Here is a 17,616-nt window from a genome sequence, read left to right as displayed (position 1 = left end):
GTCGGGTGGCGGCTTCGCCTTACCCGACCCGGAAAGGGTGCGCTCTGGTGCCCTCACCCCACCCCTCTCCCACTGGGAGAGGGAGAAAACACTAAAAACGGTAACGGATGTTACCGTTTTGCTTTTATCTTACAGCGCGATATCCGCAACCGGTTTGTTTTCCGGCTGAGGCTTCAGCTCCGCTTTTGGCGCCGCATCCGCAGCCTGTGGCTTGATGTACTGCAGCTGCAGTACGCGGCTGGTGTATTCCAGCTCCTGCTCCGTCGCGCTCACGTTGCCGTTCAGCTTCGTGCCGTAGGATGGAATAATGGTTTTCAGCTTCGCCTGCCATTCCGGGCTGGCGACTTTATCTTTAAACACTTTTTCCATCAGGTGCAGCATGATTGGCGCAGCGGTAGACGCGCCCGGCGACGCACCCAGCAGCGCGGCGATGGTGCCATCCTTATCGCTTACCACTTCGGTACCCAGACGCAGCACGCCACCCTCTTTCGGATCGCGCTTGATGATCTGTACGCGCTGACCCGCCTGCCACAGACGCCAGTCTTCTTTTTTCGCCTGCGGATAGTACTCTTTCAGCGCCTCGAAACGGTCGTCGTCAGAGAGCATCACCTGGCTAATCAGGTATTTCACCAGGTCGAAGTTATCCAGACCCACATCCATCATCGGCTTGACGTTAGAGGTGGTCGTGGCGTTGAGCAGATCCCACAGGGAGCCATTTTTCAGGAACTTGGTGGAGAAGGTCGCGAACGGCCCAAACAGCACCACGCGTTTGCCGTCAAGCATACGGGTGTCGATGTGCGGAACAGACATCGGCGGTGCGCCAACGGAAGCCTGGCCGTACACTTTTGCCAGATGACGATTCACCACTTCCGGGTTATCGGACACCAGGAACTGGCCGCCCACCGGGAAGCCCGCGTAGTCGTCAGCTTCCGGAATACCGGACTCCTGCAGCAGCTTCAGCGCCGCGCCGCCCGCACCGATAAAGACAAACTTCGCCTTGATGACGTGCTCGGCTTCGTTGTTTTTCAGATCGGCGACGGTCACGCTCCAGCTGTTATCCGCGTTGCGCTTGAAACCGCGTACTTCGGTGCTGAGCTGCAGGTTGAAGTTCTCTTTTTTCTTCAGAGACGTCACCAGCTGACGGGTAATTTCGCCGTAGTTAACGTCGGTACCAATTTCGGTACGGGTTGCCGCCACTTTCTGGTTCGGGTCACGACCTTCCATGACCAGCGGAGCCCACTCTTTAATCTGCGCGTGGTCTTCAGAGTATTTCATCCCGCGGAACAGCGTGCTCTGCTGCAGAGCGGCGTAGCGCGCGCGCAGGAAGTTAACGTTCTGCTCACCCCACACAAAGCTCATGTGCGGCACGGTGTTAATGAAGGAGTGCGGGTCGTGCATCACGCCGCTGTTGACCTGATGAGACCAGAACTGGCGAGAAACCTGGAATGCTTCGTTGATCTCGACCGCCTTCTCGATACTAATGGAACCGTCCTTTTTCTGCGGCGTATAGTTCAGTTCCATGAGTGCCGAATGTCCGGTACCGGCGTTATTCCATCCGTTCGAACTCTCCTGCGCCACGCCATCAAGGCGCTCGACCATGGTCATAGACCAGTCCGGCTGCAGTTCTTGCAGATAGGTTCCCAGCGTGGCGCTCATGATACCGCCACCAATTAAAAGGACGTCCGTTTCCTGCTCTTTTGGTGCGTCAGCTTTCGCCGCCATGGAGACGGTGTTAAGCCCCACGGCCAGAGAAAAGAGCATGGCAGTCATTTTTTTCATAATTTATGCCTTAGTGTAAAAGTGCTTGATGCGTGGAAATTGCAGGTGAAAAAAGCTGCGGGGGCACGGTAACAACTTTTAAATATTGTTTAAAGGTTACGAAATTATTGTAATTGTGAAATTTAATGATGGATTGTTTGTGAGGAATTATCGATGCGTCTGGTAAAGCGCGGTTTTACTGGCTAGTATGTTGCGTTTTGTGATCGCGCGCACGGAAGCCTGCCCTAACCAGCGAACTGTTATGTCCCTACCCCATTCTGCTGTATCCCCCGAAGACCGCGTAGCCAACGTGCTGCGTTCCCCAAAGCGGCTGACGCGTGAAACGCTGGCTGGCGTGATTACCGCCCTGGCGCTGATCCCCGAGGTTATCTCATTTTCGGTTGTGGCGGGCGTTGACCCGAAGGTCAGCCTGATCGCCTCCGTGGTGCTGTGTCTTGCCCTGTCTGTACTCGGAGGCCGTCCGGCGATGGTCACGGCAGCGGCCGGTTCCGTGGCGCTGGTCATTGGCCCGATGGTGCATCAGCACGGCGTACAGTACATACTTCCCGCCGTGCTGATGGCGGGCGTGATTCAGATTCTGTTTGGCGTGCTGGGCATGGCAAGGCTGATGCGCTTTATACCCCAGTCGGTCATGACCGGATTTGTTAACGCACTGGGCATTTTGATCTTCTTCGCTCAGGTGCCGCATTTCTGGAGCCGAAGCCCGCTGATTGTGGGCCTGTTCGTCCTGACGCTACTGATTGTGCTGTGGGTGCCGCGCTATATCAAAAGCATCCCTTCCCCGCTGATTGCGATTGTTGTGCTTACCTTGTTCACCGTTTCAACCGGTCAAACCCTGCCGACCGTGGGCGATGAAGGCTCCATGAGCGGCGGTTTGCCGGGTCTTACCGAGCTGCTGGTCCCGCTCAATGTGCAGACGCTGAGCATTATCTGGCCGTGCGCGCTGAGCATCGCGTTTGTCGGCCTGCTGGAATCCCTGCTGACGGCAAAGCTGGTGGATGAGCTGACCGCGACACCGTCAGGTAAACGCCGCGAAAGCATTGGACTAGGCGTCGGCAATATTCTGGCCGGATTTTATGGCGGGATTGCAGGCTGCGCGATGATCGGACAAACCATCGTCAACGTGGAGATGGGGAAAGGTCGAAGCCGCATTTCAACCTTTGCGGCGGGCATTGTGCTGCTGATCCTGGTGACGGTGCTCAGCGACGTGATGGCCAACATCCCGATGGCGGTGCTGGCGGGTATTATGGCGATTGTCGCCGTCAAAACCTTCAGCTGGCACAGCCTTCAGCCAGCCACGGTGAAAACGGCCCCGATAGCAGAAACGGTCGTCATGCTGGTCACCGTTGCCGCCACGGTATCAACCGGCAATCTGGCGATTGGCGTGCTGGGCGGGATTATCGTCATGGCACTCTTCCCCGCCCGCATTAAGCGTCGGGCTACAGAAGAAAAATCGTCGCCAGCCCAAGAAAAATAAAGAAACCGCCGGTATCGGTGATGGCGGTGATCATCACGCTCGACCCCACCGCGGGGTCGCGCCCCAGTTTGGTCATCGTCAGCGGGATAATGACCCCCATCATTGATGCCACCAGCAGGTTCAGCACCATCGCCAGCATCATCACGCCGCCCAGGGCCATATCGTCGTACAGCCACCAGGTTATGCCGCCCATAATCCCGCCCCACACCAGGCCGTTGATCAGCGCCACGCCCATCTCCCTGAAGATCAGAAAGGCGAAGTTACCGGGCTGAATATTTTCCAGCGCCAGGGCGCGGACGATCATGGTGATGGTCTGGTTTCCGGTGTTGCCGCCAATTCCGGCCACAATCGGCATCAGCGAGGCCAGCGCCACCAGCTGCGAAATGGTGTGTTCAAAACCGTCGATCACGCGGGAGGCGATAAACGCGGTACACAGGTTAATGGCCAGCCACGCCCAGCGCGTTTTCACCGCCTTGCCGACGGAGGCATGGACGTCATCTTCGGCGCTGATCCCCCCGAGCGCGCGAAGGTCGTTGTCGGTTTCTTCGTAGACCACATCAACGATCTCATCGATGGTCAGACGCCCCATCAGTTTGCCGACTGAATCCACGACGGCGGCACTCACCAGGTCGTCACGCTCGAAGGTACGCGCCGCTTTTTCCGCGTCGTCTTCCGGAGAGAAGACCATCGGCTCGTTTTCCATCACCTCGCTCACCTTCCGCTGGGTGCTGTTGAGCAGGATGGTTTTCAGCTCCAGCTCGCCAAGCAGGGTTTTATCCCGGGAGGTGACAAAGAGTTTATCGGTGTTGTCCGGCATTTTGCCCAGGCGACGCAGATAGCGCTGCACGGTACCGAGCGTCACGTCCGGTCGCACCGTGATAACGCCGAACTCCATGATCGCGCCGACGCTGTTTTTCTCGTAGTGCATCACCTGGCGCACGCGCGCGCGTTCATCGGCAGGCAGCGACGCCAGCAGGCGGCCGGTCAGGTTTCGCGGCAGGTGCTGAACGAGGTAAATCTGCTCGTCGATATCCAGGGTTTGCAGAGCGTCGAGAATATCCCGATCGCTCATCTCGTCGATCAGGTCGTCCCAGACGTTTTCGGAGGCCTCAAGCAGCACCTGCCCGCGCTCGTGATCCTGCACCAGACGCCACAGGGCGTGGCGTTCTTCCGAGGGCAGCGCTTCAAGGGTATCCGCCAGATCCGGCGGGGGTAAATGAGCAACCAGCGCACCTACCTCAGCAATATCGTCGGCCAGGGTGCCGACATCATATTGCTCAGCCAGGGTGAGTTTGCCTAAAAGCGTAGAAGTGACCGCTTTATCGGTCGTGAGAAGCCAGATGAGTCGCGCGCGCTCCTGGTCACGCTGTCTGGCGCTGTTTTTCTTTAATACCGACATCAATCATAAATCCATTAAATGAGTTGGGGTTAAGCATAGCGCGGGGATATGTAAATAAGAATAAACAACGGGACGGGATGGAGAAAAAAGCGGCATCGCGGCCACGATTTATCCCCTCTCCCAGTGGGAGAGGGCCAGGGTAAGGGCATCAGGCCGTGCGCGCTACCGCGTCACGCGAGGCCGCAACGCGCTCTTCACCGGTCAGCTCGCTCAGCTTGCCGTCACGCATCTCCAGCAGGCGGTCAGCATGAATGAAGTAGTGATCGTCGTGGCTGATGGCGAAAATGGTTTTGCCCATCTCCTGCATCAGCGGCAACAGCACCTGATAAAACTCGCGGCGGAAATGCGGGTCCTGATCCGCAGCCCACTCGTCCAGCAGGATGATGTCACGCTCTTCCGCCAGCGCCAGCAGCAGCGCCACGCGCTTTTTCTGCCCTTTGGAAAGCTTCAGGTTGAGGATCTTCCCGTCCTGTAACGCCAGCTTGTGCGACATCTGCAGCTGCGCCAGCCATTTTTCCACCAGCGCAGGATTGGCCGGTTGCCCTTCCGGCCCCAGCAGTTGGTCAAACAGCCAGACGTCGGTGAACACCGCCGAGAAAAGCTTGCGGTAATCCTCGGGCTTCTCCGCGCTCAGCGCCCTGCCATCCAGCAAAATCTCGCCCGACTGCGGCTGATAGAGTCCGGTCAGCAACATCGCCAGCGTAGATTTACCGCTGCCGTTGCCGCCGATGAGGAACAGCAGTTCACCGCGGCGGATCGTCAGGTTGACCGGCCCCACGGAGAAGGCGCTGTCCTGATAGCGGAACGTGACGTTACGCAGCTCCAGCGTCTGCCAGTTAGGGAAGGCCTGCGGGCGCGGGAATTCGGCTTTAAACGGCGCGAGATCGAATTTTTTGAGCTTATTAAAGGCCACCTGCGCACTCAGCAGGGTGGGCAACGCACCGACCGCCGAGAGCAGCGGCGTGCGTAAAAACAGCAGCGTCAGCGAGTAGGTTGCCGCTACGTTGGTGTCAGCCCAGCCCAGGCCGTTCGCCATCCAGAATACCAGGCCAATGGCACCCAGCATCATGATGTTTGACCAGTTCACCGCGCTCAGGTGGAAGGTATCGGCGCGAATAATATGATGACGGTATTCGCGCGCGTCCGGGATATAGAGATGATTAAAGATATGCTCGGCGCGCTCGCGGTTCAGGGTGAGCTCTTTGCGCCCTTCCAGCACCGTCTGGTAATCGTTGTAGAGCTTATCTTCGGTTTCGCGCAGCACCGCCATATGTTTATAGACGCGCGACACCAGCATAAAGCCGCCCCAGATGGTAATGGCAATCCACAGGGCGGTCACCGCCAGCATTTTGCTGGAGAGCCAGGCGAGATAGGCAGCCGAGCCAAAGGTCAGAACGATCCCCTGCACCAGCTCCGGCAGCCGAACGAACGCGATGGTGATGGCGCGCACGTCGCTGGTCAGCCCCGCCAGCAGGGATGCGCTGCCGAGCTGCTCAACGCGCTCAACCTGGGTGTCCAGGATCCGCTTGATAAACTCACTGCGCAAACGGAAAACGAAATGGTGCCCGAGCGTGGTCAGCGCCAGCTGGGAACCGAGCGTAACCGCCATCAACAGGAGCAGCAGGCCGAGAAACTCCGGCAGAACGGAGAGCGAGGTATCGACCATTTCAATCAACCGCACGTTAATAAACGCGATCAGGCCAATACCCAGCGCGGCGCTGGCGAGGCTTAACGCCATTACTGCAATGAAGGGCCAGCGATACTGACGCCAGACGAGGAGAAGTAGTTGCATGCAGGCAATCCGGACAATAAAAATCAGCCAGCAGTGTAAACTGCCCTGCGTGTACATCAAGAATAATTCTTATTTTAGTTTACCGTGCCCCGCCTGACGAAAGGTCAGGTTATAACGGTACTCGCCCGTGAGCGGGTGAACCCCGGGCTTCAGCGGCTGAATGCCATGATAATACAGCCGCGACTCCCTGCCCCACACCACCACATCGCCATGTTCCAGCATGATGCGCTTGAGCGGGTCGTTGCGGCGTAATCCCCCAAACTGGAAGACGGCAGGCAGACCTAACGATACCGAAACGATAGGCGCGCGCAGATCGGGTTCATCCTTGTCCTGATGCAGCGAGAGCTTCGCGCCAACGGCGTAGCGGTTGATCAGGCAGGCATCCGGCCGGAAGTCAGGATACTGCGCTGCTACGGCGGCCTCGTGGCAGAGAGCCTGAAAAACCGCAGGCATCGGGGGCCACGGCTGGCCGGTAGCGGGATCGTTCGGGGCATACAGATAGCCCCGCTCGTTCGTCGCCCAGCCCAGTTCCCCGCAGTTGGCCATGGCTATCGACATGGTGTAGCCGCCCGGCGTCACCATATGGCGAAACGGCGAAACCGCCGTCACCTCGTCGATACCGGCCAGCAGCGCCGCCGCACGGGAGAGCGCAAAGCGGCGCAGGATCACCGCCCCCGGCGCAAGCGGCTCCTGCCAGGGTTCAGCATCCGCAAAAAGATCGAGCATTATCCCTCCTGGCGTTTCGCCTCACGTTTCAGTAATAGCGCTTTTCGCGCCGTCCCCCAACGGTAACCCGACAGCGCGCCGTCGCTACGAACCACGCGATGACAGGGGATCACAATCGCCAGCGTGTTTGCCGCACAGGCTCCGGCAACGGCGCGTACCGCACTGGGCTGGCCAATCGCCTGCGCCACCTGCTGGTAACTTGCCGTTTCGCCGCAGGGAATGTTGCGAAGGGCCTGCCAGACGCGCTGCTGGAAAGCGGTTCCGCGAATATCCAGCGGCAGCGCAAGCGGTACGTCGCGGTTATCAATACTGGCAATCACCTGCTGGACCCGCTGCGCGAAATCCTCTTCCAGCGGCGCATGTGCTGCTTTTGGAAATTGCGCGGCAAGCTCTTCGGCTAATTCTTCATCGCTGTCACCCAGCAGGATCGCGCAGATCCCCCGCTCGCTTTCTGCCACCAGACAGCGTCCTAACGAACAGTCGCTGATGGCATAACGCACCGCCACATCCCCTTTGCGGTACTGCTTCGCCGTCATGCCCAGCGCATCGTTGGCTTTACGATAATAGCTGCTGCTGTCGGGAAACCCCGCTGCCAGCACGGCGTCGGTAATTTTGTCTCCCTGTGCAAGCGCGGTGCGCAGGCGCTGGCCTCGCGCCGCCTGCTGCCAGGCTTTTGGCGTCATGCCGGTCACGGACTTAAACAGACGGTGGAAATGGAAAGGGCTCATGGCCACCTGCTGCGCCAGCCCTTCAAGGGTTAGCGTGGGATCCTGCTCCAGAAGACGGCAGGCGTGTTCCACTTTTGCCAGCTTCTGCTCCTGCGGATCGCGTTTGTCCGGCATGCAGCGCTTGCACGGGCGAAATCCTGCCTGTACGGCATGGTGGGCATCGGGATAAAAGCGGACGTTTTTACGCAGCGCGTGGCGGGCACGGCATGACGGGCGGCAGAAAATTCCCGTAGTCTGTACGGCGAAGACAAACCGCTCGTCAGCGCGCGGATCGCGGGCCAGCACGGCCTGCCAGCGATCCTCATCGGTAATAAAGGTCGGGTTTCTCATTATCGGCTCCTCATGTAAGCATACATAGAGCGTGCCTGAGCGCCAGTGATAAAAAACCCGCAACCTTGCTTTTTAATTTTTGTCGTGCACCAGGAAACTCTTGAACTGCGGCGAGCTCCAGGTTTTGAACCCGTCGCCCTCTTTGGTGATCATATAAACCGCCAGTCCTTCCTGGCGAACCACCTCTTTGGCTTTTTCCGGGCCGAGAACCATTAATCCGGTATCCCAGGCATCCGCTTCCAGCGCGGTGGGGGCAATGACCGTCACCGAGACCAGATTATGCGTGATGGGACGGCCGGTCTGCGGATCGATAACATGCGAAATACGCTTCCCGTCAAGCTCGTAATAGTTACGGTAGCTTCCGGAAGTACTGATGCCGTGACCGTTGATATCCACTATCGCCTGCACGGCATTTTGCCGATCGGTCGGTTTTTGAATCGCTACGCGCCACGGCTTATCGCTGGCGTTCATCCCCCGGCTGACTAACGCGCCGCCCACGGAGACCAGATAGCGGGAAATGCCTTCCTGGGCCATCAGCGCAGCAAGATGATCCGCCGCATAGCCTTCCCCAACCGTCGACAGATCGACAAACAGATCGGGGATATCTTTTTGCAGGTACTGTTGCCCGTACTGATTGATCACCGTCAGATGCTGCAGCCCTGTCCGGGCGCGGGCGTCATCAATGGCCGCCTGTTCAGGCGTGGTCATCGGCTGTTTGTTAGGGCCAAATCCCCAGAGGTTCACCAGAGGTCCGACGGTCACATCCATCGCCCCGTTGGTTTTGTAACCCACGCGTATGGATTCGGTCACGATATCGGCCATCGCTTCGCTCACCGGCCACAGGGAGGTACTGGTGGAGAGATTAAAGCGCATCAGCGCCGAATCATTTTTATAGGTTGAGAGCAGCTGGTCGTCGGCATCCAGCTGAGACTGGATTTTGCCGCGAAGTTCATCTGTACGCGTTTTATCGAGGTTCATCACGCTGACGCGCCAGAAGGTGCCCATCGTTTTGCCTTCGAGCACCGTCGCGGCGGGTGCGTCGGTTTTCGCCACGGGAGTGGGATCGTTACACGCGGTCAGGAAAAAAAGCATAGCCAGAAAGATGGCGCGTAAAAAAGTCATGTCCATTCATTATTATCCTCATGCCAGGGCGGCAAGAGTACACCAAAACGGGTGAGTTGTGAGAATCCGGGAAGCACAAAAAAGGGGCCATCAGGCCCCTTACGTCACACGGTGAAGCGATTAGAACTGGTAAACCAGGCCCAGCGCTACGATATCGTCAGTACCGATACCCGCCTGACGGGTGAATTCATTTTCATCAACCAGGTTGATTTTGTAATCCACGTAGGTGGACATGTTTTTGTTGAAGTAGTAAGTCGCACCAACATCAACATATTTCAGCAGATCCTGATCGCCGTAACCTTCGATGTCTTTCCCTTTAGACTGCAGGTAAGCCACGGATGGACGCAGGCCGAAGTCGAACTGGTACTGAGCAACCACTTCGAAGTTCTGCGCTTTGTTAGCGAAGCCGTAAGCGGTAGTCGGGCTGTCGCCGTTAGAGGTACCGAAACGGGTTGCGTTGTAGGTCTGGGAGTACTGCGCTGCCAGATAGATGTTGTTGGCATCGTATTTCAGGCCGCCAGAATAGACTTCTGCGTTATCGCCATGACCGTAAACGCTTGCGCCGTTCTGATCGGCGGTACGTTTGGAGGAGGACATTGCGCCACCCACGCTGAAACCTTCGCCCAGGTTATAGGTCACGGATGCACCGTAGCCGTCGCCGTTCTGTTTCAGCAGGCTACGGCCACCTACGTTTTCACCGCTTACGCTGCCGTTTTTACCCTGATACTGCAGGGCAAAGTTCAGACCATCTACCAGACCGAAGAAGTCCTGGTTACGGTAGGTCGCTACGCCGTTAGCACGGGACTGCAGGAAGTTGTCTGCGCCGTAGGTATCGCCGCCAAATTCTGGCAGAACGTCAGTCCAGGAGGTTACGTCGTAGATTACGCCGTAGTTACGACCGTAATCGAAAGAACCCGCGTCACCGAATTTCAGACCCGCGAACGCCACACGCGTCCAGGCATCGTTTTCGCTTTCGGAGGTGTTGCCCTGGATCTGGTATTCCCACTGGCCGTAACCGGTCAGCTGATCGTTAACCTGAGTTTCGCCTTTGAAGCCAAGACGCATGTAGGTCTGGTCGCCGTCGGCACCCTTGTCGTCAGAGAAATAGTGCAGACCATCGACTTTGCCGTACAGATCTAATTTGTTGCCATCTTTGTTATAAATTTCGGCCGCATTTGCTGCGCCTGCCACCAGGAGTGCTGGTACCAGGAGGGACAGTACTTTAACTTTCATTTTATTAACCCTCTGTTATATGCCTTATAATTGCCACTGCTTACTGGTTAACCCTCATTAACCAGTCGGCAATTTCATTCTCCTCAAAATTACAGAATAATCCAATGCGAATATGATACGAAAACTTTGAAGATGTTTCATTTATCTATCAACATGTTTCAAAATGTAAATACCAAGGAACTTTTACAAAGCACAAATAGCTTATAAAATTAGCACTTATAATCAAACGAAAAAATCAACCCATAAACATCAGTAAGTTACAATAAAATACGTTACAGCACTGAATGACAAAACAAGATCGCAGCTAATCTCTAAAATAACTCTCGCTATCATCATTAACTTTATTTATTACCGTCATTCAGTTTTGAATGTCTGTTTATCCCTAATTGAACCGGATGCTTCGCATTCGGTTTTTTTTTACCTTTCTTTACGTAACTTCTCTTTTTTTGTGCTACCGCACCGTAATTGTAACGACTATTAACTAAATTCTCGTCGGGTATTCTCCGAAGTCCATAAATTGGTGCAAAAACTTAATTTCTTGTTAATTCGTGCTATTTATTGACGGCGTGGGTCGATTATTTGTACGTGCATGGCGAGTTTGTACATGTTTTCTGCACTCCCCGCCGCCGATATTGTCCGGAGAAAAAGTCGCCTCTTCCCGGACAGTCGCGCTGGAAATTCAGTTATTACCCTTTATACTGCCCTATCGCCACAGAGCACGACCATAACGGGTTAAATATATCAATGAGTCAGACTGAAACTACCGCCCCGAGCAAATTCTCCCTCCTCCCCGGGAGCATCACCCGTTTCTTTCTTCTTTTGATCGTTGTGCTGTTAGTCACCATGGGGGTGATGGTACAAAGCGCGGTTAACGCCTGGCTGAAGGATAAGAGCTATCAGGTCGTTGATATCACCCATGCCGTGCACAAGCGCATAGACACCTGGCGCTACGCCACCTGGCAGATTTACGACAATATCGCGGCAGCCCCGACCTCCTCATCCGGGGATGGACTTCAGGAGACGCGGCTTAAGCAGGATGTCTATTATCTCGAAAAACCGCAGCGTAAGACCGAGGCCCTTATCTTTGGCTCTCACGACAGCGCGACGCTTGAGATGACGCAGCGTATTTCGACCTATCTGGATACCCTCTGGGGTGCCGAAACGGTACCGTGGTCGATGTATTATCTGAACGGTCAGGATAACAGCATGATCCTGATCTCAACGCTGCCGTTAAAAGATCTCTCGTCCGGCTTTAAAGAGACAACCGTGGGCAGCATCGTCGATTCCCGCCGGGCAGAGATGCTGCAGCAGGCGAACGCCCTTGATGAACGTGAGAGTTTCTCTTCCCTGCGTCGTCTGGCCTGGCAAAACGGCCATTATTTTACCCTGCGCACCACGTTCAACCAGCCCGGACATCTGGCGACGGTAGTGGCCTTCGATTTACCGATTAATGATTTAATCCCGCCGGACATGCCGCTCGACAGCTTCCGCCTGGAGCCAGACAGCAGCACCCAGAACATGCGTGCGGCGTCTGACAAAGAGGCCGCAGAGAGCGTATCGATCTCCTTTAACGGCTCGAAAATCGAAATTGCCTCATCGCTGAACTCGACCGGTATGCGCCTGGTGTGGCAGGTACCGTTTGGCACGCTGTTGCTCGACACCCTGCAAAATATCCTGCTGCCTCTGCTGCTGAATATCGGTCTGCTGGCGCTGGCCCTGTTTGGCTACAGCACCTTCCGTTTCCAGACGGGTCGTCAGAGCGACGCCTCTGCGGTTCCGGCCGGCACCAGCAACGAGCTGCGCGTATTGCGTGCACTGAATGAAGAGATTGTTTCCGTGCTGCCGCTTGGGGTCCTGGTTCACGACCAGGAAGCGAATCGTACGGTGATGAGCAACAAAATTGCCGACCATCTGCTGCCGCATCTTAACCTGCAGAACATCACCACCATGGCGGATCAACACCAGGGGGTGATTCAGGCAACCATCAACAATGAACTGTACGAGATCCGTCAGTTCCGCAGCCAGGTGGCTCCCCGCACGCAAATCTTCATTATTCGCGACCAGGATCGCGAAGTGCTGGTCAATAAGAAGCTCAAGCAGGCGCAAAGGCTGTATGAGAAAAACCAGCAGGGGCGCGCCGCATTTATGCAGAACATTGGCGATGCCTTCAAGCAGCCGTTAAAAACGCTGGCGACCCAGGCGGCGGCGCTAAACACCTCTGAAAGCCACCAGCTTGCCTGCCAGGCCGATTCGCTGGTCAGAATGGTTGATGAGATCCAGCTGGCGAACATGCTGGAGAATGATTTCTGGAAGGGAACGCCAGCCCTCTTCTCCATTCAGGATTTGATCGATGAAGTGGTGCCGGAAGTGCTGCCCGTCATCAAGCGCAAAGGGCTGCAGCTGCTGATCAATAACAATCTCCCTGCGAATGACGAACGCCACGGCGATCGCGAAGCGCTGCGCCGCATTCTGCTGATGATTATTCAGTACGCCGTGACCACCACGCAGATCGGCAAGATCACCCTTGAAGTCAGCACCGAGGAGTCAGCAGAAGACCGTCTGACGTTCCGCATCCTGGACACCGGGGAAGGCGTCACAACGAGTGAAATTGATAATCTGCACTTCCCGTTCCTGAATGACACGCAGAGCGATCGCTACGGCAAGGCCAATGCCCTGACCTTCTGGCTGTGCGATCAGCTGGCGCGTAAGCTCGGCGGCCACCTGAACATCAAAGCACGTGAATCCCTCGGCACCCGCTATTCTCTGCACGTGAAAATGGCGGCCAATCCGCAGGAAGAAGATGAGGAACGTCTGCTGGATGATGTCGTGGTGATGGTCGACGTGACCTCGAACGAGATCCGCAATATTGTCGTTCGTCAGTTAGAAAACTGGGGAGCGGCCTGCATCACGCCGGATGAAAGACTTGCAAGTCAAGAATTTGATCTGTTTTTAACTGATAATCCGTCTAATCTTACTGCCTCCGGCTTGCTTTTAAGCGATGATGAGTCAGGCGTGCGGAAAATCGGCCCTGGCCAGCTGCGCGTCAACTTTAATATAAGCAATGCGATGCAGGAAGCTGTACTACAACTAATAGAAGAGCAGCTGGCGCAGGAAGAGATAACGGAGTCACCGTTAGGCGGCAATGAAAATGCCGAGCTTCACGCCAGCGGATACTATTCACTCTTTGTTGATACAGTACCAGATGATGTTAAGCGGTTGTATACTGAGTCCGCTGCGAATGATTTTGCAGCGCTGGCACAGACAGCACACCGGCTTAAAGGGGTGTTTGCCATGCTTAATCTGGTTCCCGGCAAGCAGTTATGTGAAACGCTGGAACATCTAATTCGTGAGAAAGATGCCTCTGGCATTGAAAAATACATCAGCGACATTGACGCCTACGTCAAAAGCTTGCTGTAGCAAGGTAGCCTTATACATGAACAATATGAACGTAATTATTGCCGATGACCATCCGATTGTACTGTTCGGTATTCGCAAATCACTTGAACAGATCGAGTGGGTGAATGTAGTCGGTGAATTTGAAGACTCTACAGCACTGATCAATAACCTCCCAAAGCTTGATGCGCATGTGCTCATTACCGATCTCTCCATGCCTGGGGACAAATACGGTGATGGGATCACGCTCATCAAATACATTAAGCGTCACTTCCCGGATATCTCGATCATTGTTCTGACCATGAACAACAACCCGGCGATCCTGAGCGCGGTGTTGGATCTGGACATCGAAGGGATTGTGCTGAAACAGGGTGCCCCGACCGATCTGCCAAAAGCGCTCGCTGCGCTGCAGAAAGGCAAGAAGTTCACGCCTGAGAGCGTCTCTCGTCTGCTGGAAAAAATCAGCGCGGGTGGCTACGGTGACAAACGCCTGTCCCCGAAAGAGAGTGAAGTTCTGCGCCTGTTCGCAGAAGGTTTCCTGGTAACCGAGATTGCCAAGAAGCTGAACCGCAGCATTAAAACCATCAGCAGCCAGAAGAAATCAGCGATGATGAAGCTGGGCGTGGACAACGATATTGCTCTGCTGAACTATCTCTCCTCCGTTACGCTGAGCGCAACGGACAAGGATTGATCCCGGACGGGTGTGCGGCCTGATGCCCTCACCCCGTCCCTCTCCCGCGGGGAGAGGGTGAAAAAACGAAAAGGCCCTTACGGGCCTTTTTTATATTCTGGTTTTTCTCACGCGATCCGCGTAAATCGACAATGTCTGCTTCAGCACGTCCAGCGTCACCGGTTTCGACAGACAGCTGTCCATGCCTGACTCCAGACAACGCTGTTTCTCTTCCGCCAGCGCGTTCGCCGTTACGCCCACTACCGGCAGCGTCAGGCCAAGCTGTCGGATGCGCTGCGTCAGACGGTAGCCGTCCATGTTTGGCATGTTGACGTCGCTAAGCACGATATCAATATGATTTTTACTCAGCACATTCAGCGCATCCACGCCGTCATTGGCGGTTTTGCACTGGTAGCCCAGCGATCCAAGCTGGTCAGCCAGCAGGCGACGGTTAATCGGATGGTCATCCACCACCAGAATCATCATATCGTCATTCACCGACGCCAGAGACTCCGGTGACGGCAATCCGCCCGTGCCGTCGCGCTCTTCCAGCTCCACTTTGTAGATGCGCGCCAGCAGGCTCAACAGCTCGTGCGGCGTTGCAACACTGTGTACCCATTCCCCGGGTGCACGCTCGACAGGAATGCCGATGTGGCGACGGCAGAAGAGCACTGCCCCTCTCCCCTGCCACGGCTGCTCCGGCATCTCGTCGGCAATCAGCACATCGTCCACATCCGGTGTTTGACCTTCATAGAGACACACCCTCACGCCGCTGTGGGCAAGCAGCGCCGTCAGGTAGTCATTCAGCGAGGCGTTATGCACCGCCAGCCAGCAGCGCTTGTCGCTCAGCCCGTCCACCGTCGCTTTTGCCGGATACTGCGCCGAATAGAGCGGAATACGGATGGTGAACTGGCTGCCCATGCCGGGCTCGGTATCCACAGAGATATCGCCGTCCATCATGCTGACGAGCTTCTCACAAATCGCCAGCCCCAGTCCGGTGCCCTGGAAGTTACGCTGCACGCCGGTCCCGACCTGGAAGAACGGGTCGAACAGGCGAACCACTTCCTTCGCCGGGATGCCGACACCCGTGTCGCGCACGCGAATGCTCAGGTAATCCCCCGCCCGGCAGACGTGCAACACGATACAGCCAACGTCGGTGAATTTGATGGCGTTGCTGAGCAGGTTAGAAATGACCTGCTGCAGGCGCATCGGATCGCCGTGCAGCGTCAGCGGCACGTCAGGTTCAATAAAGCAGTAGAGCCCCAGCTGTTTACGCACCACCAGCGGCAGATAGTTGGCGCTGATGTGGTTCATCACCTCGCGCGGCGAGAACTCCCGCGGTTCGATTTTCAGCTGCTCAGACTCAATTTTAGAGAAGTCGAGAATATCGCTGATGATTTTCAGCAGCAGGCTGGAGGAGTTGTTCATTGCCGTCACCAGCCTGTCGACCCCTTTCGGCAACTCTTTGGTCTGCAGCAGGTCGAGGTTACCGATGATCCCGTACAGCGGCGTTCGCAGCTCGTGGCTGACGGTGGCAAGGAACATGGATTTCGACTGGCTGGCCTGCTCCGCAGCCTGCGCCATCTCCTGCAACGACTCTTCCATCTTCACGCGCGCGGAGACATCCACCAGCACGCAAATCGCCACGTTTTCATTGCGATAGCGGGAATGCACAAAGCTGATCTGCAGGTTGGTGTGCGTGCTGGTGAGCACATCGACAAAGTTAACCTGCTGACCGCAGATAATTTGCGTCAGCCTCTGTCGATCTTCGTGCGTCAGCATGTTCAGGTAGTTATGCGCCAGCTCGTTACTCAGGATGTTGGTTCCGTCCTGGGTACGCAGAATACAGATCCCCACCGGCGCCGACGCGACAATCTTCCGGTTAAACTGCTCGTGTTCCTCCAGCCGCTGGGCGTCGCTTTCGGCCGGAATAAAGATTTTCCGCTCATACATGCGCGCCAGGGTAAACAGCGCCCCGCCCGCGATCAGGTTCAGCAGAATCGCATTCATGATGAGAATACGTATCCGCTCAAGCACCATATCTACCGGCAGCGAATAGACAATACTCAGCGACGAAGGCGGCAGGCTCTTCTTCAGCACCAGCTCGCGGAAGCCCGAGGTATAGCCAAACCACGACCGCTCCTGCATCCAGTGCGGTTCAACGTTTAACCGGTTATCCGGCCCGGCGAGTGAGATCAGCTGATGACCGTTTTCATCCAGAATGGTCACCCCCATAGGCAGGCTGCCCGGAGTGAAAAAGTTTTCCATACGAATGGTCTGCTCAATCCCCAGCAGCGCCTGCAGGCGATTGCCCAGATACACCGGCGTCAGGGCGTAGAAATAGCCCACGCCCGGGCGCGGGCCCTGGCTAACCCAGAAGATGTTATTCCCGCGCTCGTCCTGCGGCGCATTGCGGTATTTCACAATACGTTCATGCAGGCTTTTCAGCGCATCGTCACGCTCAACGGGCACGTCGCGCAGGCCAAAGTCAGCCATGCAGAGATTTTCACTGCCAATCAGGAATACGCGGTTCAGGTCATAGGCGGCGGAGAAATTGTCGCGCCAGTAGCGCATAAACCAGGCAAGGGATTCCAGCGACCCGCGCCAGGTATTGCTCATGGTGGAGCAATCGGAATCCGGGAACAGCGGCTGGAAGTCCGGGACTTCGGTTTTGTCGTTACGCCCGCGAAGCGCAAGGATGCCGTTTTCCGCCGTCAGACGATTTTCGGCAATATACTTCAGCTCCTTCATCACGTCAGACGTTCGCTGAATGTAGCGCTGGGCCTGGTCGGAGCTTAAGTTAAACTCCTGGCGGATCTCCGCTTCTTTCTGGTGTAGCGCGTTAACGATGTAAAACACCGAGAACAAGGCCACCAGCAGCCAAAGCAAGAGCGCCAGCGCCCGAAACAGATAGCGAGAAACTTTCAGCGTAGTACGAAAGGAGACGAGGTATTTCAAGGGGGCGAG

11 protein-coding genes are annotated in these 17,616 nt (G+C 56.0%); 3 read left to right on the top strand and 8 right to left on the bottom strand.

The annotated features are described in order from the left end of the window. Nucleotides 1-129 precede the first annotated feature (129 nt). The gene (gene mqo, locus HCH49_RS01535) at nt 130-1,779 is read right to left on the bottom strand and encodes a malate dehydrogenase (quinone) (protein ID WP_221702047.1); all 1,650 of its coding nucleotides are present in this window, start codon (nt 1,777-1,779) and stop codon (nt 130-132) included. 187 nt (nt 1,780-1,966) lie between these two features. On the opposite strand from mqo, the gene HCH49_RS01530 reads away from it, so the two are divergent. Continuing rightward, nucleotides 1,967-3,256 carry a SulP family inorganic anion transporter gene (locus tag HCH49_RS01530; RefSeq protein WP_221702044.1) on the top strand — a complete coding sequence of 430 codons (1,290 nt, stop codon included), beginning with the start codon at nt 1,967-1,969 and terminating at the stop codon, nt 3,254-3,256. Here the strand turns inward: HCH49_RS01530 and mgtE are convergent. From mgtE to HCH49_RS01500, 6 genes are all read right to left on the bottom strand, one after another. Beyond that, the gene (mgtE, locus tag HCH49_RS01525) at nt 3,219-4,655 is read right to left on the bottom strand and encodes a magnesium transporter (RefSeq protein WP_021241530.1); all 1,437 of its coding nucleotides are present in this window, start codon (nt 4,653-4,655) and stop codon (nt 3,219-3,221) included. The two genes, HCH49_RS01530 and mgtE, sit on opposite strands and share 38 nt — an antisense overlap. Before the next feature lie 148 nt (nt 4,656-4,803). Then, a complete protein-coding gene (locus tag HCH49_RS01520) occupies nt 4,804-6,447 on the bottom strand; it encodes a multidrug ABC transporter permease/ATP-binding protein (RefSeq protein ID WP_221702043.1) in 1,644 nt (547 codons plus the stop codon). Between the two features lie 69 nt (nt 6,448-6,516). Further along, complete coding sequence (alkB, locus tag HCH49_RS01515; protein WP_221702039.1) at nt 6,517-7,173, bottom strand: DNA oxidative demethylase AlkB; 657 nt, start codon at nt 7,171-7,173, stop codon at nt 6,517-6,519. After that, nucleotides 7,173-8,231, bottom strand: a complete 1,059-nt coding sequence (ada, locus tag HCH49_RS01510) for a bifunctional DNA-binding transcriptional regulator/O6-methylguanine-DNA methyltransferase Ada (protein ID WP_221702038.1) — start codon at nt 8,229-8,231, stop codon at nt 7,173-7,175. The genes alkB and ada overlap by 1 nt, the downstream gene beginning before the upstream one ends. A 72-nt stretch (nt 8,232-8,303) precedes the next feature. Next, complete coding sequence (gene apbE / locus HCH49_RS01505) at nt 8,304-9,359, bottom strand: FAD:protein FMN transferase ApbE (RefSeq protein WP_048975364.1); 1,056 nt, start codon at nt 9,357-9,359, stop codon at nt 8,304-8,306. Between the two features lie 114 nt (nt 9,360-9,473). Continuing rightward, entirely contained in the window at nt 9,474-10,586 is a 1,113-nt protein-coding gene (locus HCH49_RS01500) for a porin OmpC (RefSeq protein ID WP_033146057.1), read from the bottom strand. 744 nt (nt 10,587-11,330) lie between these two features. Between HCH49_RS01500 and rcsD the strand changes: the two genes are divergently transcribed. Further along, a complete protein-coding gene (gene rcsD / locus HCH49_RS01495) occupies nt 11,331-14,003 on the top strand; it encodes a phosphotransferase RcsD (protein WP_058841535.1) in 2,673 nt (890 codons plus the stop codon). A gap of 16 nt (nt 14,004-14,019) precedes the next feature. Beyond that, the gene (rcsB, locus tag HCH49_RS01490) at nt 14,020-14,670 is read left to right on the top strand and encodes a response regulator transcription factor RcsB (RefSeq protein WP_003859405.1); all 651 of its coding nucleotides are present in this window, start codon (nt 14,020-14,022) and stop codon (nt 14,668-14,670) included. 90 nt (nt 14,671-14,760) lie between these two features. Here rcsB and rcsC read toward each other — a convergent pair whose 3' ends face one another. Beyond that, nucleotides 14,761-17,607, bottom strand: a complete 2,847-nt coding sequence (gene rcsC, locus HCH49_RS01485; RefSeq protein WP_033146061.1) for a two-component system sensor histidine kinase RcsC — start codon at nt 17,605-17,607, stop codon at nt 14,761-14,763. Nucleotides 17,608-17,616 lie beyond the last annotated feature (9 nt).

The sequence above is a fragment of the Enterobacter sp. Y17 genome (genome assembly GCF_019730495.1).
In the GTDB taxonomy this organism is placed as follows: domain Bacteria; phylum Pseudomonadota; class Gammaproteobacteria; order Enterobacterales; family Enterobacteriaceae; genus Enterobacter; species Enterobacter asburiae_B.
This window is presented reverse-complemented; position numbering and strand designations above follow the sequence as displayed.